Origin of the sequence: Oxalicibacterium flavum, assembly GCF_014635065.1 — a bacterium.
Taxonomy (GTDB): Bacteria; Pseudomonadota; Gammaproteobacteria; order Burkholderiales; family Burkholderiaceae_D; genus Oxalicibacterium; species Oxalicibacterium flavum.
This window is the reverse complement of sequence record NZ_BMCG01000003.1, coordinates 85,073-103,076: the sequence shown is the minus strand read 5'-3', so window position 1 is coordinate 103,076 and position 18,004 is coordinate 85,073. Positions and strand designations below refer to the sequence as shown.

At 65.5% G+C, this 18,004-nt stretch carries 19 protein-coding genes; 11 read left to right on the top strand and 8 right to left on the bottom strand.

Annotation, left to right across the window (positions count from 1 at the left end; translation table 11 throughout):
• The first annotated feature begins 60 nt into the window (after positions 1 to 60).
• Complete coding sequence (locus IEV38_RS07460) at positions 61 to 810, top strand: HesA/MoeB/ThiF family protein (RefSeq protein WP_188395571.1); 750 nt, start codon at positions 61 to 63, stop codon at positions 808 to 810.
• 40 nt (positions 811 to 850) lie between these two features.
• Here IEV38_RS07460 and IEV38_RS07455 read toward each other — a convergent pair whose 3' ends face one another.
• Positions 851 to 1,648: a type IV pili methyl-accepting chemotaxis transducer N-terminal domain-containing protein gene (locus IEV38_RS07455; protein ID WP_188395570.1), complete on the bottom strand. Its 798-nt coding sequence runs from the start codon at positions 1,646 to 1,648 to the stop codon at positions 851 to 853.
• Between the two features lie 287 nt (positions 1,649 to 1,935).
• On the opposite strand from IEV38_RS07455, the gene IEV38_RS07450 reads away from it, so the two are divergent.
• The 3 genes from IEV38_RS07450 to IEV38_RS07440 all read left to right on the top strand — a co-directional run bounded on the left by IEV38_RS07450 (position 1,936) and on the right by IEV38_RS07440 (position 4,663).
• Positions 1,936 to 2,559 (top strand): Spy/CpxP family protein refolding chaperone, encoded by a 624-nt coding sequence (locus IEV38_RS07450; protein WP_188395569.1) that lies wholly within the window; start codon positions 1,936 to 1,938, stop codon positions 2,557 to 2,559.
• A 108-nt stretch (positions 2,560 to 2,667) separates the two neighbouring features.
• Positions 2,668 to 3,384, top strand: a complete 717-nt coding sequence (locus IEV38_RS07445) for a response regulator (RefSeq protein ID WP_229728929.1) — start codon at positions 2,668 to 2,670, stop codon at positions 3,382 to 3,384.
• Positions 3,377 to 4,663: a sensor histidine kinase gene (locus tag IEV38_RS07440; protein ID WP_188395568.1), complete on the top strand. Its 1,287-nt coding sequence runs from the start codon at positions 3,377 to 3,379 to the stop codon at positions 4,661 to 4,663. Before IEV38_RS07445 ends, IEV38_RS07440 begins: the two co-directional genes overlap by 8 nt.
• 3 nt (positions 4,664 to 4,666) lie before the next feature.
• Here IEV38_RS07440 and pabB read toward each other — a convergent pair whose 3' ends face one another.
• The 3 genes from pabB to IEV38_RS07425 all read right to left on the bottom strand — a co-directional run bounded on the left by pabB (position 4,667) and on the right by IEV38_RS07425 (position 7,959).
• Positions 4,667 to 6,556 carry an aminodeoxychorismate synthase component I gene (pabB, locus tag IEV38_RS07435; RefSeq protein WP_188395567.1) on the bottom strand — a complete coding sequence of 630 codons (1,890 nt, stop codon included), beginning with the start codon at positions 6,554 to 6,556 and terminating at the stop codon, positions 4,667 to 4,669.
• A gap of 61 nt (positions 6,557 to 6,617) precedes the next feature.
• Positions 6,618 to 7,193 carry a nucleoid occlusion factor SlmA gene (gene slmA / locus IEV38_RS07430; protein ID WP_188395566.1) on the bottom strand — a complete coding sequence of 192 codons (576 nt, stop codon included), beginning with the start codon at positions 7,191 to 7,193 and terminating at the stop codon, positions 6,618 to 6,620.
• Positions 7,194 to 7,221: 28 nt separating this feature from the next.
• On the bottom strand, positions 7,222 to 7,959 hold the full coding sequence (locus IEV38_RS07425; protein WP_188395565.1) for a pyrimidine 5'-nucleotidase: 738 nt from the start codon (positions 7,957 to 7,959) through the stop codon (positions 7,222 to 7,224).
• Positions 7,960 to 7,988: 29 nt separating this feature from the next.
• Between IEV38_RS07425 and IEV38_RS07420 the strand changes: the two genes are divergently transcribed.
• The 3 genes from IEV38_RS07420 to IEV38_RS07410 all read left to right on the top strand — a co-directional run bounded on the left by IEV38_RS07420 (position 7,989) and on the right by IEV38_RS07410 (position 11,355).
• A complete protein-coding gene (locus IEV38_RS07420; RefSeq protein WP_188395564.1) occupies positions 7,989 to 8,915 on the top strand; it encodes a TraB/GumN family protein in 927 nt (308 codons plus the stop codon).
• Positions 8,916 to 8,917: 2 nt separating this feature from the next.
• The gene (locus IEV38_RS07415) at positions 8,918 to 9,496 is read left to right on the top strand and encodes a GNAT family N-acetyltransferase (RefSeq protein WP_188395563.1); all 579 of its coding nucleotides are present in this window, start codon (positions 8,918 to 8,920) and stop codon (positions 9,494 to 9,496) included.
• 182 nt (positions 9,497 to 9,678) lie between these two features.
• A complete protein-coding gene (locus tag IEV38_RS07410; RefSeq protein ID WP_188395562.1) occupies positions 9,679 to 11,355 on the top strand; it encodes a putative bifunctional diguanylate cyclase/phosphodiesterase in 1,677 nt (558 codons plus the stop codon).
• 114 nt (positions 11,356 to 11,469) lie between these two features.
• Here IEV38_RS07410 and argB read toward each other — a convergent pair whose 3' ends face one another.
• A complete protein-coding gene (gene argB / locus IEV38_RS07405; protein ID WP_188395561.1) occupies positions 11,470 to 12,372 on the bottom strand; it encodes an acetylglutamate kinase in 903 nt (300 codons plus the stop codon).
• On the opposite strand from argB, the gene IEV38_RS15455 reads away from it, so the two are divergent.
• Positions 12,269 to 12,712: a cysteine-rich CWC family protein gene (locus tag IEV38_RS15455; protein WP_371869849.1), complete on the top strand. Its 444-nt coding sequence runs from the start codon at positions 12,269 to 12,271 to the stop codon at positions 12,710 to 12,712. The two genes, argB and IEV38_RS15455, sit on opposite strands and share 104 nt — an antisense overlap.
• 6 nt (positions 12,713 to 12,718) lie before the next feature.
• On the opposite strand, the gene IEV38_RS07395 is transcribed toward IEV38_RS15455, so the two are convergent.
• The 3 genes from IEV38_RS07395 to IEV38_RS07385 are packed head-to-tail and all read right to left on the bottom strand — an operon-like array spanning position 12,719 to position 15,003.
• Positions 12,719 to 13,399 (bottom strand): SPOR domain-containing protein, encoded by a 681-nt coding sequence (locus IEV38_RS07395; RefSeq protein WP_188395559.1) that lies wholly within the window; start codon positions 13,397 to 13,399, stop codon positions 12,719 to 12,721.
• Positions 13,393 to 14,169 (bottom strand): type III pantothenate kinase, encoded by a 777-nt coding sequence (locus tag IEV38_RS07390; protein ID WP_188395558.1) that lies wholly within the window; start codon positions 14,167 to 14,169, stop codon positions 13,393 to 13,395. Before IEV38_RS07390 ends, IEV38_RS07395 begins: the two co-directional genes overlap by 7 nt.
• Before the next feature lie 3 nt (positions 14,170 to 14,172).
• The gene (locus IEV38_RS07385; protein ID WP_308633574.1) at positions 14,173 to 15,003 is read right to left on the bottom strand and encodes a biotin--[acetyl-CoA-carboxylase] ligase; all 831 of its coding nucleotides are present in this window, start codon (positions 15,001 to 15,003) and stop codon (positions 14,173 to 14,175) included.
• Positions 15,004 to 15,063: 60 nt separating this feature from the next.
• On the opposite strand from IEV38_RS07385, the gene IEV38_RS07380 reads away from it, so the two are divergent.
• The 3 genes from IEV38_RS07380 to IEV38_RS07370 are packed head-to-tail and all read left to right on the top strand — an operon-like array spanning position 15,064 to position 17,987.
• The gene (locus IEV38_RS07380; RefSeq protein ID WP_188395557.1) at positions 15,064 to 16,188 is read left to right on the top strand and encodes an MlaE family ABC transporter permease; all 1,125 of its coding nucleotides are present in this window, start codon (positions 15,064 to 15,066) and stop codon (positions 16,186 to 16,188) included.
• Positions 16,185 to 17,021 (top strand): ABC transporter ATP-binding protein, encoded by an 837-nt coding sequence (locus IEV38_RS07375; RefSeq protein WP_229728928.1) that lies wholly within the window; start codon positions 16,185 to 16,187, stop codon positions 17,019 to 17,021. The genes IEV38_RS07380 and IEV38_RS07375 overlap by 4 nt, the downstream gene beginning before the upstream one ends.
• A 36-nt stretch (positions 17,022 to 17,057) precedes the next feature.
• The gene (locus IEV38_RS07370) at positions 17,058 to 17,987 is read left to right on the top strand and encodes an MlaD family protein (protein ID WP_188395556.1); all 930 of its coding nucleotides are present in this window, start codon (positions 17,058 to 17,060) and stop codon (positions 17,985 to 17,987) included.
• Positions 17,988 to 18,004 lie beyond the last annotated feature (17 nt).

The following is an 18,004-nucleotide window of genomic DNA, read 5'->3' as shown; positions in this document are numbered from 1 at the left end:
CCATAAAAAAGCCGCAGCAATGCGGCTTTTTTGATTGCAGACCCTGCCCGGTCCGACTCCATGAACGATCAACAGCTACTCCGTTATTCCCGCCACATCCTGCTCGACGAGATCGACATCGCCGGTCAGGAAAAACTGCTGGCCGGCCACGCCCTGATCATCGGCGCCGGCGGCCTCGGCTCGCCGGCGGCACTCTATCTGGCCTCGGCCGGCATCGGCACGCTGACGCTGGTGGACGACGATACGGTCGATATGACCAATCTGCAGCGCCAGATCATGCACACCACCGAGCGCGTCGGCCGCAACAAGGTCGATTCCGGCAAGCAGGCGCTGGCCGAGATCAATCCGACCATCGAGATCGTCGCGCTCAAGGAACGCGTGATGGGCGAGCGGCTCGAGGAACTGGTGGCGCGCGCCTCGGTGGTGCTCGACTGCACCGACAACTTCGCCACGCGCCATGCGATCAACCGCGCCTGCGTCGCGCAGCGCGTGCCGCTGGTGTCGGGCGCGGCGATCCGCTTCGACGGCCAGGTCAGCGTGTTCGACGCGCGCCGCGACGCACCGTGCTATGCCTGCCTGTTTCCGGAAGACCAGCAGTTCGACGAGATCAACTGCGCCACCATGGGCGTGTTCGCGCCCATCGTCGGCATCGTCGGCAGCATGCAGGCAGCCGAGGCGCTGAAGATCGTCGCCGGCATCGGCCAGTCGCTGGCCGGCCGCCTGCTGCTGCTCGATGCGCGCACCATGGAATGGACCAGCATCAAGGTCGCGCGCAACCCGACGTGTGACGTCTGCGGCAAGGCGCACTGACGCCGCATTTCCCGCTTACCTCGCATCGCCGCGTGCGGCGTCATGCCGCCTGTTCGTACATGCCGGTGATGCGATCCATGGTTTCCAGGATGCGTTCGCTGGTGGTGGCGACATTGGTCGCAAAGCGCCGCCGGCTGTCGGCCGTCGCCGCCGCGGTGCGCAGCGCCTGATCGAAGAAGAACCACTGCTGGCGCGCCAGTTCGAGCTCGGCGAGCAAGGCACGCGTGTTGACGGGCGCCGCTTCCAGCTCCTGCATCGCCGCCAGGAATTCGCGGCGCGCGGTCGCCAATGCATCGAGCGCGCCGGCCGGCGCCACACCCCAGTTGACTGCCTGATAGAACTTCGCCATGCGTTGCGACAGCATGCGCTGGCGGCCCGCAATGTTGACGAGATGCCCGCTCTCGGTGGCCGACAGCGCCTCGAGCTGCAGCGTCGATGCGTGCGCCAGCGCCAGCACTTCGTCGCTGAGCGCCATTACCTGCCGCGCGTCGCCGGCGTTGGGACTGGCGGCCGTCAGCGTCTGGCGATAGCGCTGCCATACCGTGTCCAGTTCGGCCAGCGTGCCGCGGTTCTCGGCATTCGGCGCGAAACCCTGCAGGTTCTTCAGCTGCCGTTCGAACAGCGCGATGGAATCGGCGAAGATCCGGTTCGAGCGCGCGCGGTCGATGTCCTGCCCGACCTGCAGATAGCTCTTCGCCATGCGCTGCGACAGCATGCGCTGGCGGCCCGACTGGTTGATCGCATCGTGGATGCGCACGATCTGCGCGTGTGCCGGCCGCCCCGCCAGCAGGCAGGTACCGGCGGCAGCGGCAGCATGAATGAAACAGCGTCGGTCCATGTGTGTTCCTCGCATAGCGGCAAAATCCGGCGGGCGACATCCGCAACGCCCTGCCTTGCCGTATTGCAAAAAACATACCCATGCCGCCACGGCATGCACGACACGCACATGCATCTGCCGTGCCCGCCAGCGGTGCAGACGGGCGCAAACCCTTGTCCGGCATGCACTGCCAAGGCCCGCTCCGGCCTTTACATTACTTTACGGGGCGCACGCGAGTGCGCAACAGTGGACACCTACAGTGACACCATGCCTGCACGACTTGCAGGCAACCACTGAAAGGAGATTCAATGAACAGCCAATCGACCCTCACCGCCCTGCCGACCACGCAATCCGGGCGCGCACGCCGCCTGCTGATCGCAGGCGCCACGGCAACCGTCGTCGCCACCATGTCCCTGATCGGAACCAGCCACGCACAGACGCCGCAACAGCCGGCGCCGACCGTGCAGCAGAAGCACGAACACGCCGACGGCAAGCACAAGCGCGGCGGTCCGGAACAGGCCGAAAAACGCTTCGAACGCATGCTGTCGCGTCTGGTACCGGATGCCTCAGCCGAACAGAAAGGCAAGCTCAAGGCGATTGCGCAGGCAAACTTCGAGCAGTTGCGTCCGCTGCACGAGAAAAGCCGCGAGGCACGCGAACAGCGCCTGAAGCTGCTGTCGGCCGACAAGATCGACCGTCAGGCACTGGAACAGGCGCGTGCCGCCGAGCAGCAACTGGCCGACCAGCGCTCGCGCATCACCACCAAGGCCTTCGCCGATGCGGCCGAAGTGCTGACGCCGGCACAACGCGTCAAGGCGGCCGAGCAGTTGAAGAAGCATCGCGGTCCGTTCGGTTTCCATGGCAAGCATCATGGTCACAAGCCGCATGGCGAGCGCAAGCCCGCACCGCAGCAACCCGCGGCCCAGCCTTGATCCGACTGCAGGCATAGGCCGGGGCGGCCGCAGCCGGAGCGATCCGGCGCGGCCGCCTCTTGCATGCTCCCGCTTGCAGTCTCGTCCGCAAATCGACACACTACGCGCATGAATCAACGCCTCCTCATGATCGAAGACGACCAGCGGCTCGCCGCCATGGTCGCCACCTACCTGGGCCAGAACGGCTTCGACGTACAGCATTGCGATACGGCCACCGCCGGACTCGAACGCCTGCGCGGCAACGAAGCGCACGAATTCGCCGTGGTGCTGCTCGACCTCATGCTGCCGGATGCCGACGGCCTCGACGTGTGCCGCCAGATCCGCGCCTTCCCCGCACCGCAGAATGCGCTGCCCATCGTGATGCTGACCGCCAAGGGCGATCCCATGGACCGCGTGGTCGGCCTCGAGCTCGGCGCCGACGACTACCTGCCCAAGCCTTTCGAACCCCGCGAACTGCTGGCGCGCCTGCGCGCCGTGCTGCGCCGCCAGCAGGGCATACAGGCCAGCGGCGAGCGCGTGCTGCGCTTCGGCCGGCTCGAGATCGATCTCGATGCGCGCATGATCCGGCTCGACGACAAGGAACGCAGCGTCACCGCCTACCAGTTCAACCTGCTGGCCGCGATGGCCGAACGTGCCGGCCGCGTGCTGTCGCGCGAACAGTTGATGGACATGGTCAAGGGTGAGCCGCTGGAAGCCTTCGACCGCTCGATCGACGTCCACATCGGCCGCCTGCGCGCCGCCATCGAGGACGATCCCAAACAGCCCAAGCGCATCATCACGGTGCGCGGCGCCGGCTACGTGTTCGCGAAGGCACAGGATGTCTGAACGCAAACGCGGCCTGCTGGCGTGGCCCAACCATCTTTACCTGCGCATCTACTTGGCAGTCATCATCAGTCTCGCCATCGCCGGCGTGCTGGTGGCGACCGCCTGGCGCTGGAATGCCGACTATCGCCAGATCGGCCCCAGCCTCGAATCCTTCGCCGCCATCGCAGCCGACGTGCTGCCGCCAGCCGACGCCAGCAACGAGGAACAGCAGCGTGCGCTGTCGCGCTGGCAGTCGCGCATGCGCACCGATCTCACGCTGTATTCGGCCGACCGGCAGGTGATCGCCTCCATCGGCCGGCCGCTGCCACCGCTCGACGAATCGCAGACCAGCAGCGGCTGGATGGATGGCGGCCCGCCGGTGTTTGCCGTCAAGCTGCCGGACGACCGCTGGCTGGTCGGCGAACGGCCGGGCCGCCGGCGCGCGCCGCCGTTCAGCTTCAGCACCACACTGATCCTGATCGGGCTGGTGATCGGCATCGGCTGTTATCCGGTGGTGCGGCGCCTGACCGGTCGCCTCGAACGCTTGAAGACCAGCGTCGAGGCGCTCGGCGCGGGCCAGCTTTCGACGCGCATTCCGGTCGAAGGCCGCGACGAGGTCGCGAGCCTGGCGGCAAGTTTCAACCGCTCGGCGGCGCGCATCGAGGCACTGGTTGACGCGCAGAAGGCGCTGCTCGCCAATGCCTCGCACGAACTGCGCTCGCCGCTGGCGCGCATCAGCATGGCGGCCGAACTGATGGCGGGCGATGCGCAGCCGGCGCTACGCGACGAGCTCAAGCGCAACATCGCCGAGCTCGACCAGCTGATCGACGAAATCCTGCTGGCAAGCCGGCTCGACGCCACTGCCGGCAACGAACAGGTGTTCACGCCGGTCGATCTGACCGCGCTGGTGGCCGAGGAATGCGCGCGCGTGGAAGCGGAACTGGAAACCGAGGCGGTCGAACTGCAGGGCGATGCGCGCCTGCTGCGCCGCATGGTGCGCAACCTGCTTGAGAATGCGCGGCGCTATGGCAACGGCACGCCGATCGAAGTGCGGCTCGCGCACAGCGCCGGCGGCAAGGTCTGTCTGCAGGTTTGCGATGGCGGTCCCGGCGTGCCGGCCGGCGAACGCGAAAACATCTTCGCGCCCTTCTACCGGCTGACCGGCGCCAGCGAACGCGAAGGCGGCGTCGGTCTCGGCCTCAGCCTGGTGCGGCAGATCGCGCAACGCCATGACGGCGAAGTGGTCTGCACCGGCCGCGCCGGCGGCGGCAGCTGCTTCGAGGTGACGCTGCCGGCCTGATCGTCAGGCGTCACCCTCTGCCATCAGCACTGCCGGCAGCGTACCGCGCAGCGCATTGCAGACCATGATCTCTTCGGCGCGGCGCAGATCGTCGCGCGTCAGCACGCGCTCGGCGGCCTGCCATGCAGGATCGTCGAGCACCGCCGCACGCATCACGCCCGGCAGCAAACCCGCCTGCAGCGGCGGTGTGAACCACCGTCCATCCAGCCGTACGAACACGCTGCTGCGCCCGCCTTCGGTCAGTTCGCCGCGTTCGTTGAAGAACAGGCGGTCGAAAGCGCCGGCCGCTTCCGCCGTGCGCCATGCCCGATCGTAAACCGCCCGCGCCGTGGTCTTGTGGCGCAGGAAGATGTCGTCGGCCGCCGTCGTTTCCTCCGCCAGCAGCAACCCGACCGGCAGTGCGAGCGGCAGCAGCGGTGCGCCCGTCAGTTCGACCGCGCCATCCTGCGCCAGCGCCAGCCGCACGCGATGTTCACCGTCGTCCGGCAGCGCGGTGCACCAGGTGGCAAGTTCGGCACGCAGCCGCTCGACGTCGAAGACGAAGCCGAAGAAGACCGCCGAATCGTGCAGCCGCCGCAGGTGGCGTTCGAGCAGCGGCACCTGTCTGGCCGTGGCGCGCATGGTTTCGAACAACCGGAAGTCGCACGACAGTCCGGTCAGGAAACGTGCCTTCAACAGGCATTCCGCATATTCGTCGGCAGCCACGCTGTCGTGCACGATGCCGGCGCCTATGCCCATCTCGCCGTGCCGCACGCCCTTGCGTCCGCCCTCGCCTTCAGCCTCCAGCTGCAACGTGCGGATCGGCACCGACAGGCAGAAGTCGCCGAAGGGAGCGGAAACATCGGCGGGCGGATCGAACCAGCCGATCGCGCCGGTATAGATGCCGCGCGCCTGCGGCTCGAGCTCGCGGATGATCTGCATGGTGCGCCGCTTGGGCGCGCCGCTGATCGAACCGCAGGGATAGAGCGCGGCGAAGATGTCGGCCAGCGTGGTGCCGCCGCGCAGTTGTGCATGAACGGTGGACGTCATTTGCAGCACGCTGCTGAAGCGCTGCACCTCGAACAGGCGATCGACTTGCACCGAGCCGATCTCGGCAATGCGCCCCAGATCGTTGCGCAGCAGATCGACGATCATCAGGTTTTCCGCACGATTCTTGACGTCGGAAGCAAGCACCTGCGCGACGTCCGTGTCGCGCGCGGCGTCGCCGCTCGCCGGCGCCGTGCCCTTCATCGGCTGCACCGTCAGCCGTCCCTGTTCGTGGCGCATGAACAGTTCGGGCGACAGCGACAGGATCGCGCCGCCGTCGGGCAGCGCGATCAGCGCGCCATACGGCACCGGCTGGCGCGCGCGCAGACGCGCATACAGGGCCGGCAGGCTGCCGTAGGCGTCGAACCGCAAACGATAGGTGTAGTTGACCTGATAGGTGTCGCCGGCTTCGATGTAGGCGTGGATGCGCGCCATCGCGTCGTCGAAGGCGGCGCGGTCGATATTGCCTTCGACGCGGACGATGCCGGCCGGGCGCGCCTGCGCAGCTTCCTGCTCCTCCTGTCCGCGCAGCCACGCGTCAACTTCATCGCGTGTCAGGCGTTCGCAGCGCGCGAACAGCAGCACCTGCGCCAGTGCCTGCGTGGAAGATGCGTCGCGCGCGGCAATCCCGTGCATGGCCGCGCCGAGTTCGTAATCGGCGGCCATGACTGCGAACCGTCCGGCCCGCAGTGCTTCCTGCAATGCATGCAGGAAGGCCGGCAAATCTTCGCTGCGCATGCAGCGCAACGTGCCGACGTGCTGCGTATAGAGACGCGACTGCCGGAGATGCGTCTGCCGCGCCGTGCTGTCGGCGGTGCAGTCGTCGAGCAGGACAAAACAGGAAGGGGACGATTCGAAGGAAGACATGGAGGAGCAGACCCGCGGGCGCGACAGCCGTCATTGTACGTCGCCGCGGCGACCGGGAAAATCAGGACAGCAGGATCGCGATCTGCGGTGCGACGTTCTGCGAAGGTTTCTGGCTGAAGCCGGTCTTGGCGTAGCGCTGCCAGTGGCCAAGCACGGCGCTGACGATCAGATTGGCGCGCACCGCCGCATCCTCCTCGGTTGCCTGCGCCTGCGTCGCCGCCAGCCGCAGCGACTGGCGCAGCGCCAGTTCGATGCGTTCGATGAACTGGTTCATGCGTGCCTGCAGGCGATCGTCCTCGTTGACCAGCGCGTCGCCGATCATGACGCGCGTCATGCCCGGATTGCGTTCGGCGAAATTGAGCAGCATGACGACGATCTGCTGCACCTGCGCCAGACCGCGCTCCTCCTGTTCGGCAATCGTGTTGATCAGGCCGAACACGGTCGATTCGATGAATTCGATCAGGCCCTCGAACATCTGCGCCTTGCTGGCGAAATGTCGGTACAGCGCCGCCTCCGATACCTCGAGCCGCGCCGCCAGCGCCGCCGTCGTGATCTTTTCTCCCTTCGGCTGCTCCAGCATGGTGGCCAGCATCTGCAGGATCTGGAGTTTGCGTTCGCCGGTTTTGGTATTGGGCATGGTCGTTATTGAAAGAGGGTCAATCGAACTAACGCAACCTGTGCAACTGTCTGAATAGTTGCCCCACGGATTGTACTTTGACATCGACATAAACAGGGCGTTTTGTGCGTCTGACCGTTGTGCGCATGCCCGCCAGCGCCTGCCGCGTCGAATCCGTGCTCAGGTATTGCGTGACCCAGGCGGTGCCCAGCCCCAGCGCCTTGGCGCCCTTCAGGTTTTCCACCGTGTCCTCGACCAGGATGCAGTCGCGCACGCGCAGCCCCTCGGCCGCCAGCAGCTTGCGCAGCATCGGCTTCGACGGCTTGGGCCGCAACTGCCCGTGCACGCGCATCGCCTCGATCGGCACGTGGCGCGCGAAGTGGCGATGCAGGCCCAGATGGCGCAGCACCGCGCGCGCATAGCCGCGCGGCGCATTGGTCAGCAGGATCTTGCGGCCCGGCAGGCGGTGCAGGATGCGCGCCAGGTTCCGCTCGGCACGGATCATGGCGGTCAGATCGTCGAAGCGGTGCGCCTCGCGCAGGAAATCGTCGGGCTTCACCTGGTGATGCTTTATCATGCCGAGCAGCGTGGCACCGTAGCGCTGCCAGTAGGCGATGCGCGCGGCGTCAACGGTAGCCGTATCGCAGGCCTGGCCGCAGTCTTGCAGCACGCGCGCGATGTAGGCGTTCATGTTCAGATTGATCGCCGGGAAGATCGCGTGCGACGCATCGTGCAGGGTATTGTCGAGATCGAACAGCCAGGTCAGCCTGCGGTTATGTCTAGCCATCGTTTTCAATCATGATCGGATCGGGAAATATGTTGCGCCTGCTTGTCGTCTTGTTCAGCATTCTGTTCGGCCTGGCTGCCATGCCTGCACAGGCCGACGCATCAAAGGAAACAGCGGCGGCAGCGGCCATTCCGTTGCGCGGCACGCTGTACCGCGTCGATCACGAAAATCGCACGGCCTGGCTGTTCGGCACGGTTCATGTGGGGCAACCGGCATTCTACCCACTTGAACCGCAGGTCATGCAGGCGCTGCATCAGGCCGATGCGCTGGTGGTCGAGACCGACATTCGCGATCTCGCGGCATTGCAACAGGCAATCGCGCAGCATGCGCTCTACCCCGGCGGCGATGGCAACATTGCCCGTCATCTGCCGAGCGCCGACCTCGCACAACTGAAACAGGCATTGGCGCAGGCCGGCATTCCGTTCGCCAACGTGCAGCGCATGAAGCCGTGGATGGTCGCCAACCTGCTGATTGTGCATGCCATGGCGCGTGCCGGCTTTCCGCCCGAACAGGGACTCGAGCAGCATTTCCTGCAGATCGCCGCCAGCGAACGCAAGGCAGTCCATGAGCTGGAGGATGCCGCCTATGCGCTGTCGCTGTTCGACGGCATGCCGCCGGCCCAGCAGCAAGCCTACCTGCGCGAGACGCTGCGCGAACTGCAGGACGGCAGCGGCGTCGCCAAGGGCATTGCCATGATCCAGGCCTGGCGCCATGCCGATGGCGCGCAACTCGACCAGCTCTACCGCGCCATGCTCACCGACGATTCGGTCGGTGCGCGCTTCACGCAAGAAGCGCTGCTAGAGCGCCGCAATCCGCAGATGACGGATGGCATCGTCAAACTGCTGCAGGATGAACACCGCCTGTTCGTCGCCGTCGGCGCGCTGCACCTGATCGGCGAAGGCAGCATCCCGGCTCTGCTTGCGCAGCGCGGCTATCGCGTCACGCGCCTGTACTGACGATGGAGCACCTGTCCGCGCTGCCGCTGCGCGTCGCGCGCGAGGATGACATCGACCGCATCATGGAACTCGAGGCCGGTGGCTTCGCGCCGGCCATCCGCGAAAGCCGCGAGGTCATGCTGACGCGCCTGCGGCATTTCCCGCAAGGCTTTCTGATACTCGAGCACGGCCTTGAACAAGACGGCGCGCAGATCATCGGCTATCTGTGTTCGGAACGCTGGACACGCGACGCTGCGGATGGCGGGCTGTTCGATCCCGCGCATTTCACGCTCGGCCACGACATCAGGGATACCCATCACGCTAACGGCGACTGCCTCTACATCTCGTCGATGACGATCGCTCCCGCGCATCGCGGCAACGGCATGGGACGCCGTTTCTTCACGCAGGCATTGGCGCTGCTGCGTCAACGCCTGCCTGGCCTGCGTGCCTCCGTCCTGCTGCTCAGCGCAGAATGGCAAGGCGCGCAGCGCATCTACCAATCCTGCGGCTACACGGAAATCGCGCGGCTCGACGGTTTCTTCGCTGACATTGCCCAAGAAGATGCCGGCGCCATTGTCATGCAATTGGCATTGGACAGGTAACGCACGCACCACTTCGGTGAAATGCCCGCCAGCGCACATTTGCAAATGTAAAAAGTGTGGCTGATTAACCTAATTCATTTGCATTTTGCATTTTCTTCATGGCAACATGCCTGCACAGCCGGACAGGGCACGCACACGCGCTCCGCGCCGAGCGAACCGTCTCTTCCGCAGGAGTTTCCTCCATGAATACGACGCGATTGTTTGAATGGCTGGTGCCGCGCATGCGCGTCATCCGCATGATCATGCTGCCGCTGCTGATCGTGCTGGTAGTGGGCGTCGGCGTGCTGGTCCATGCCAGTGGCGGCGTGCGCTTTGCCTATCTGCATGCGATGTACCTGCCGATCCTGCTGGCCGGTTTCGTGTTCGGCCTGCGCGGCGGACTCGTGATCGGACTGCTGGGTGGCATCGTCATCGGCCCCATGATGCCGATCGACACCGCCACCGGCGAGATGCAGGACACGCTCAACTGGCTCTACCGCACCGGCTTCTTCATGCTGGTCGGCATGTTCAGCGGCACCGTCAGCGACAGCGTGCGTGCCTATCTGCGCCACCTGAAATGGATGACGCGCCACGATATCGCCACCCTTCTACCCAACCGCCTCGCGCTGCTCGATGCGCTGGCCGGTCTGGCAAAGGAAAAACGGCCGCGCAGCACCTTCGTGCTGGCCGTGATCGGACTGCAGAACGCCACGGAGCTCAAATCGGCCTTCGGCTTCGATCTGATCGAGAACGTCATCCGGCAATCCGCCGAACGCCATGCGACCATCCTGCCGCAACGCACGCAGGTCTATCGGATCGATGCCGAACAGATCGGCATTCTGGTCGAGGACCGCAGCGGCAACGGCATCGACACGCTGCTGGGGCGCCTGATCGAAAGTGCGCGCCGCCCGTTCCATTTCAACGACATTCCGGTCCATGCCGATTCGCGCCTCGGCTACATCACCTTCACGAATACCGAACACGCGCCCGCGTTCTATCTGCAGCAGGCCGAGGCCGCGCTGGTGGCGGCGCACGAGAAGAGCCAGGACAGTCTCGCCTACAGCCCGCAGATTGGCACGCTGGCGTGCGAGAACCTGTCGGTGCTCGGCAGCCTGATGGATGCGATGCGGCAGGGCCAGCTGTCGATGCACTACCAGCCCAAGGTCGATATCGCCACCGGCCACATCCACAGCGTCGAGGCGCTGATCCGCTGGCACCATCCCGAGCGCGGCAGCATTCCGCCGGCAGTCTTCATCCCGCGCGCCGAGCAGAGCACGCTGATCAACCTCATCACCGAATTCGCGCTGCAACAAGCGATGGAGCAGATCGTCAAGTGGCGTGCCTGCGGCATCCATATCCCGATCGCCGTCAACATCTCGCCGCGCAACCTGCTGTGGAACGGCTTCACCGACCTCGTATTGCACCTGCTGCGGCACCATGACGTTGACGGCCGGTCGCTCGAACTCGAAGTCACGGAAGGCGCGCTGATGACCGACATGACGCGCACCATCGTCGAACTGACGCGGCTGGCCGATGCGCGCGTCACGATCTCGATCGACGATTTCGGCACCGGCTATTCGTCGCTGCAGTATCTGCATCAGCTGCCGATCTCGCTGATCAAGATCGACCAGTCCTTCGTGCGCCGCCTGCCGGAGGACCTGGGCGCGCTGCACATCGTCGAGGCGGCAGTAACGCTGGCGCACAAGATGGGCATGCAGACCATCGCCGAAGGCGTGGAAAGCGAGGCCGTCTATCGGCTGCTGGGCAAGGTCGGCTGCGACATCGCGCAGGGCTTCGCGATCGCGAAGCCCATGCCGGCCGACGCGTTCGAGCAGTGGCATGCGCAACATGCAGGGCGCTTCCTGCTGCAGTCGGCCTGATGCGGCTTTCCTGACATCACGTTTCCCCTGTTCCGCCAGCGGCACACAAACAAAAAGCGCATCGACTTTCGCCGATGCGCTTTTTCATGGTCTTTTGATACGGTGGATGAACGATCAGTGCGAGCGGATCATGGTGCCGAACGCCTGTTCGGTCAGCACTTCGAGCAGCAGCGAATGCTCGATGCGGCCGTCGATGATGTGGACCGTGTTGACGCCGGACTTGGCGGCATCGAGCGCCGACGAGATCTTGGGCAGCATGCCGCCCGAGATGGTGCCGTCGGCGAACATCTCGTCGATCTCGCGTGCCGACAGGTCAGTCAGCAGCTGGCCGCTCTTGTCCTGCACGCCGGCGATGTTGGTCATCATGATCAGCTTTTCGGCCTTGAGGATTTCCGCGATCTTGCCGGCCACCAGGTCGGCGTTGATGTTGTAGGCCTGGCCGTCGTCGCCGAAGCCGATCGGCGAGATGATCGGGATGAAGGCGTCGTCCTGCAGCGCCTTGACCACCGCCGGGTTGATCGCCTCGATCTCGCCGACGAAGCCGATGTCGAGGAATTCGCCCGGTTTTTCCTTGTCCGGCATCTGCATCTTGCGCGCACGGATCAGGCCACCGTCCTTGCCGGTCAGGCCGACCGCCTGGCCGCCGTAGTGGTTGATCAGCATCACGATGTCCTGCTGGACCTCGCCGCCGAGCACCCATTCGACGACTTCCATCGTCTCTTCGTCGGTGATGCGCATGCCCTGCACGAAGGTGCCCTGCTTACCGATCTTCTTCAGCGCATTGTCGATCTGCGGGCCGCCGCCGTGCACCACGACCGGGTTCATGCCGACCAGCTTCAACAGAATCACGTCGCGCGCGAAACCGTGCTTGAGGTGTTCCTCGGTCATCGCATTGCCGCCGTATTTGACGACGATGGTCTTGCCGTGGAACTTGCGGATGTACGGCAGCGCTTCGGCCAGGATTTCCGCCTTGCTTTGCGGGGAAATTCCGGTAGGATCAACGGTGGATTCGGTCATGTCAGGTCCTGAAAATCGATGCTCGCGATTTTACAGGGAATGCCGATTCTTTTCCGTGCCGCTGCGGAAATTCCCCATGGATCGCGCACCGTTGTTGCGCAAAAGAGATACCCTCCAATCCCGTCCTTTCCCGCTACGCATGAGTACCTGCCCGCAATGCCAGACCCGCTTCGACTGCGGCGTGGCCGACACCGGCGCCCCGGCAGCCTGCTGGTGCATGCGCCGGCCACGTGACGCCGAAGGGAAAAGCAGCAAGGAAGTCAGCAAGGGAACGCGCTGTCTCTGCCCGCAATGCCTGGACATATTGCGCGCGCGGCGCAGGCAGGGTGCCGACGGCTGAGTGGCGTCAGGCGCAATCGCGCCACTGCTGGCGCGGAAACGCCTCCCTGATGCGGTCGATGGACTCGCGCGTCGCGGCATCGATGCCGCGCAGCTGAAAGGCGACGCGATTGCCTCCCAGGCCATGCGTGCCGACCCGCGCGCTGCGCACCCCTTGCGCGGTCAATGCCTGCAGATGATTGCGCGCCGACTCCTCGGTACGGAAGATGCCCAGCGAAATCCCCCATTGCAGGGGCGAGCTGTCCTGGATCACGAAATAATCGCGCACACCCAGCGCCGCCAGTTCGGCCCCCTTGCGGTCGGCCGCCTCCTTGTTGCCGAGCGGAGGAATATAGACGATGTGCCGCACGTTTTCCTGGACCATGCGACGTTGCAGGCGTTCGCCCAGGCCCAGCGAGGCCAGTTGTGCCTCGAAACGCTGCGCTTCGGCCATCTCGAAATTGCCGAGTTCCAGACAGGCCGCCACCGCAGGTGCAGGTGCCGCGCGTGGCGGTGCTTCGGACGTCGTTGGGGTTCCGGTTTCGTCAGCCTGTTCCGGGGCAATCAGTTTCAGGCGCTCCGGATGCAGTTGCGCCGCCAGGCGCGACGGTTCGTGGCTGACCGGCAGCAGCACGTCGAGCCAGCCCTGCTGGTAGGACAGCAGGGCACCGTTGATGACGATCAGGATCCCGAACAGGATTTTCAGCATGATGAAGTCGCTACCGTTTGCAAGCCGATCAGAACGAGGTTGTCGATGCGCTCGTGCGCGACCGACAGTTGCGGGGCGATCAAGTCTGCCGCGCCGCCGGTCAGAATGCAAGCGACGTCGGTGCCCTGCGCCGTCCGGTACGCCGCCAGCGCGCGCTCGATGGCGCCGGCCTGCGCCGCCAGGCAACCGCTGACGATGGCGGCGTCGGTATGGTCGGCGAACGGATGGGCGGCGTCGGCCTGCAGGCTGACCTGCGGCAGCTGCGCGGTATTGCCGGCCAGCGATGCCGTCATCAGTGAAAGGCCCGGCAGAATCATGCCGCCGACGAATTCGCCGTCGGCCGACACCGCATCGACCGTGGTCGCGGTGCCGCAGCCTGCCACGATCAGCGCGCGATCCGGAAACAGCGCGCGCGCGCCGATGGCCGCCGCAAAGCGGTCGCAGCCGAGCTGCGCCGGCTGCCGGTAACGATTGCGCAGGCCGGCACGCTCGGCGCTGGAGACGAACCATTCGACCGGTGGCCGCGTGTTGTCCGAGATGTCACCCACGGCCGCGTCGAGCGCAGCCTGCAGCACTTCGCGCAAACGCGGCCCGGCGACGTTGGCGATCACCACGCGCGCGATCGGCATGCCGCGCCACAATCCGGCCAGTTCCGCCACCTCGGCATGCGGCACGCTGCCGGCGGCATGCCAGACGCCCATCCCAGCCACGGCAGCTTCGGCCAGCGCCCACTTGACGCGCGTGTTGCCGGCATCGATCAGCAGCAGCATCGTTCAGACCTCCGCCATACGCAGCGAGACGTCACCTGCCATGATGGCAATGCGGCCGGCCTCGGTATCGAGCAGCAGCCGCCCCGTTTCATCGACACCGGCAGCGCGACCGTGGTGCAGCACTTCTCCGCGGTCGAGGATGTTCACCTCGCAGCCGGCATAGGCGTCGAAACCGTTCCATTCCTGCGCAAACGGTGCAAAGCCCTCGCGCTCGAAGACCGGCAGCATTTCGCATAGGCCCGTCAGCAGCGCCGCCATCCAGGCTTCGCGATCGGCCTGCGGCTGGCCGATGTCGGCCACCGCACGGCCCAGCTGTGCGCCGAGCGCATCGCCTTGCGCCAGATTGAGACCGACGCCGATCACGACCCACAGCGCACCGCGCTCGTTCTTGTCGGCCGCCGTCTCGATCAGGATACCGGCCAGCTTGGCGCCGTCGCGCAGCAGATCGTTCGGCCATTTGAGCTGGACCATCACGCCCCTGGCGGCGAGCTGCCGTGCCAGCGCCACGCCGACCGCCAGGGACAATCCGCTCAGCGCCTGCGGCGGCAACCGGAGTTTCCACGCAAGCGAAAAGGTCAGCGCACCGTTGTCAGCCGCCAGCCATGGGCGGCCGGCGCGGCCGCGGCCGGCGGTCTGCCGCTGCGCCCAGCACAGCGTGGGCTGCGTCAGGGTGGCGACGCGCGCCAGCAGGTCGGCATTGGTCGAGCCGGTTTCGGCGACGATTTCGAACGCAACCGCGCGGGTCGCCTCACCGGCCAGCGCAGCCACGCGCGCAGAAGAAGGAAGAGCATGCATGCGCGCATTGTAGCCGAGCACGACCGACCCAGACGGCACGCGGCGCGCCGTGCGGTAGCGTACGTGACGCCTTTTTGTTTCTCCCTTACACTTGTGCGCATGCCAACCCCCGCCTCTCCTTCCCTTGCGCTCAGCCAGGACGGTCACAAGACCGCCACCGCGACCGGTGCGTGGCATGTGCGGGCATTGACACAGGAAAAGACGATGGCGGGCATCCGGCTCGCACTCAAGTCGGCCGGCACTTCCGGCACGCAACGCTGGGACCTGTCGCAGGTCGAGAGCATGGACTACATCGGCGCGCAGCTGCTGTGGAATGCCTGGGGCCAGAAGCGCCCGCCCGAACTGACGCTGGCGCCGCAGCACGAGGATTTCTTCCGCCGCTTCGAGGAAACCGGCACGCTCGACATGAGCAAGGCGCCCAGGAAGCATTGGTATTCACTCGATGCGTTGCTGCAGCGGAAGATGGTACTGGCCGATCATCTGCTTGGCTTCATCGCGCTGATCGGCCAGCTCGTGATCGACCTAGGCCGCTTCCTGCGGTTGCCGCAGCGCGGGCCGTGGAAGGAAATCTCGGCCAACATCTTCCATACCGGCTATCAGGCGCTCGGCATCACGGCGCTGGTCGGTTTCCTGATCGGCGTGGTGCTGTCCTATCTGTCGGCGCAGCAGCTGCACCAGTTCGGCGGCGACATCTTCCTCGTCAACATCCTCGGCATGGCGGTGATCCGAGAACTCGGGCCGCTGCTGGCGGCGATCCTGGTGGCCGGCCGTTCGGGTTCGGCGATCACGGCGCAGCTCGGCGTCATGCGCGTGACCGAGGAACTTGACGCCATGCTGGTGATGGGCCTGCCGCACGGCTTCCGCCTGATCCTGCCCAAGGTCATCGCGCTGGCGATCTCGATGCCGCTGCTGGTGGTGTGGACCGATGCGATGGCACTGATCGGCGGCATGGTCGCGGCCAAGATCGAACTCGGATTGACCTATAAGTATTTCCTGCGCGAACTGCCGGACGCGGTACCGCTCGCCAACTACTGGATCGGCCTCGGCAAGGGCGTGGTGTTCGGCGGACTGATCGCACTGGTGGCCTGTCACTTCGGCCTGCGCATCAAGCCCAACACCGAAAGCCTGGGCGCCGGCACCACGATCTCGGTGGTGACCGCCATCACCGTGGTCATCCTGGCCGACGCGGTATTCGCGATCGTTTTCACGGGGGTCGGATTTTGAGCGAATGCGATCCCTCCCAGCCGACATCGGCGCAGCACGATGACGCCGCCATCATCGAAATCTCGCAATTGCGCACGCAATTCGGCGACACCGTGGTGCACGAGAACCTCGATCTGCGCATCGACGCCGGCGAGATCGTCTCGCTGGTCGGCGGCTCGGGTTCCGGCAAGACCGTGCTGCTGCGCCAGATGCTGGGCCTGAACCGGCCCGCCGCCGGTACCGTGCGCGTGTTCGGCGAGGACATCAACCGCATCGGCAGCGAGCGCCTGCAGGCCCTGCGCACGCGCTGGGGCATGCTGTTCCAGCACGGCGCGCTGTTCTCGGCGCTGACCGTATTCGACAACGTCGCGCAGCCGCTGCGCGAACTGCGCGTGCTGCCCAAGGACGTGGTGCGCGACGTCGCCCTGCTCAAGCTGCAGATGGCCGGCATCGGCCCCGAGCATGCGCGCAAGATGCCAGCCGACCTGTCGGGCGGCATGATCAAGCGCGTGGCTTTGGCGCGCGCGCTGGCGCTCGACCCCGACCTGGTGTTCCTCGACGAGCCGACCGCCGGCCTCGATCCGAATGCCTCGGAGAGCTTCGTCGACCTAATCCGCGAACTGCACGACGAGATGAAGCTGACGGTGGTGATGGTCACGCACGACCTCGATACGCTGTTCGCGCTGTCGTCGCGCGTGGCGGTGCTGGCCGACAAGCACATCATCGCCTACTGCGCGCCGGACAAGGTGGTCGAATTCAAGCACCCGTTCATCGAAACGTTTTTCCGCGGCGAACGCGGCCAGCGCGCCTTCGAGGCGCTGCCGGAGCAGCAGGAAAAAAGGGAGGATGCCTGATGAACATCCCGAACCAACGCATCATGGAAGCGCATCATGGAAAATAAAGCTCATGCACTGATGGCAGGCATCTTCACGATCGTGCTGCTGATCGCGGCGGCATTGATCGCGATGTGGTTCAACCGCGACCGCGTCGAACGCGTGCCCTACGAGATCGCCACCACGCTGTCGGTACCGGGACTCAACCCGCAGGCCGGCGTGCGCTATCGCGGCCTCGACGTCGGCCGCGTCGATGAAGTGCTGTTCGATCCCGAGAAGCCGGGGCAGATCCTGATCCGCTTCAGCGTCACCAAGGACACGCCGATCACCAAATCGACCTTCGCCACCCTCAGCTATCAGGGCGTGACCGGCCTCGCCTACGTGCAGCTCGACGATACCGGCAAGGACCCGACGCTACTGCCGTCGTCCAAGAACAACGTGGCGCGCATCGGCCTGCGGCCGGGCCTGCTCGACATGCTGCAGCTGCGCGGACTGGCCATTCTGAAACAGACCGAGGAAGTGGCCGAGAAACTCAATACCTTCCTCTCCGACGAAAACCAGAAGAGCATGCTGGCCGCCTTCACCGATGTCAGCGAAGCGGCCGACAAGATCGCCACCATTCCCGACCAGTTGCAGCCCGCGCTGGCGCAGCTGCCGGAACTGACGCGCAATGCCAATTCGATGGTGGTCTCGCTCAACCGGCTGTCGGACGACGCAACGCTGCTGACCGGCAATCTCAATGAAGTCGCGACGCGCCTCAATGCGCCGGACGGGCCGATCGCCAGCATTGGCGGCGCGGTCGACAGCGTCGGCTCGGCGGCTTCCGTGGTTGAATATCAGGCGGTACCGCTGATCAACGACACGCGGACCACCGTGCGTGCGCTGAACCGTTCGCTGGAAAACTTCAACCAGCGCCCGCAAAGTATTTTGTTCGGCAGCGCCGCGCCGCCACCCGGCCCGGGCGAACCCGGATTCCAGGCACCGTAACGTGCATCGCCCTCGCA

Coding starts and splice junctions, on each gene's coding strand:
- IEV38_RS07460 (WP_188395571.1), top strand. CDS start 61: ATGAACGATCAACAGCTACTCCGTTATTCCCGCCACATCCTGCTCGAC.
- IEV38_RS07455 (WP_188395570.1), bottom strand. CDS start 1,648: ATGGACCGACGCTGTTTCATTCATGCTGCCGCTGCCGCCGGTACCTGC.
- IEV38_RS07450 (WP_188395569.1), top strand. CDS start 1,936: ATGAACAGCCAATCGACCCTCACCGCCCTGCCGACCACGCAATCCGGG.
- IEV38_RS07445 (WP_229728929.1), top strand. CDS start 2,668: ATGAATCAACGCCTCCTCATGATCGAAGACGACCAGCGGCTCGCCGCC.
- IEV38_RS07440 (WP_188395568.1), top strand. CDS start 3,377: ATGTCTGAACGCAAACGCGGCCTGCTGGCGTGGCCCAACCATCTTTAC.
- pabB (WP_188395567.1), bottom strand. CDS start 6,556: ATGTCTTCCTTCGAATCGTCCCCTTCCTGTTTTGTCCTGCTCGACGAC.
- slmA (WP_188395566.1), bottom strand. CDS start 7,193: ATGCCCAATACCAAAACCGGCGAACGCAAACTCCAGATCCTGCAGATG.
- IEV38_RS07425 (WP_188395565.1), bottom strand. CDS start 7,959: ATGGCTAGACATAACCGCAGGCTGACCTGGCTGTTCGATCTCGACAAT.
- IEV38_RS07420 (WP_188395564.1), top strand. CDS start 7,989: ATGTTGCGCCTGCTTGTCGTCTTGTTCAGCATTCTGTTCGGCCTGGCT.
- IEV38_RS07415 (WP_188395563.1), top strand. CDS start 8,918: ATGGAGCACCTGTCCGCGCTGCCGCTGCGCGTCGCGCGCGAGGATGAC.
- IEV38_RS07410 (WP_188395562.1), top strand. CDS start 9,679: ATGAATACGACGCGATTGTTTGAATGGCTGGTGCCGCGCATGCGCGTC.
- IEV38_RS15455 (WP_371869849.1), top strand. CDS start 12,269: ATGGTCTTGCCGTGGAACTTGCGGATGTACGGCAGCGCTTCGGCCAGG.
- argB (WP_188395561.1), bottom strand. CDS start 12,372: ATGACCGAATCCACCGTTGATCCTACCGGAATTTCCCCGCAAAGCAAG.
- IEV38_RS07395 (WP_188395559.1), bottom strand. CDS start 13,399: ATGCTGAAAATCCTGTTCGGGATCCTGATCGTCATCAACGGTGCCCTG.
- IEV38_RS07390 (WP_188395558.1), bottom strand. CDS start 14,169: ATGCTGCTGCTGATCGATGCCGGCAACACGCGCGTCAAGTGGGCGCTG.
- IEV38_RS07380 (WP_188395557.1), top strand. CDS start 15,064: ATGCCAACCCCCGCCTCTCCTTCCCTTGCGCTCAGCCAGGACGGTCAC.
- IEV38_RS07370 (WP_188395556.1), top strand. CDS start 17,058: ATGGAAAATAAAGCTCATGCACTGATGGCAGGCATCTTCACGATCGTG.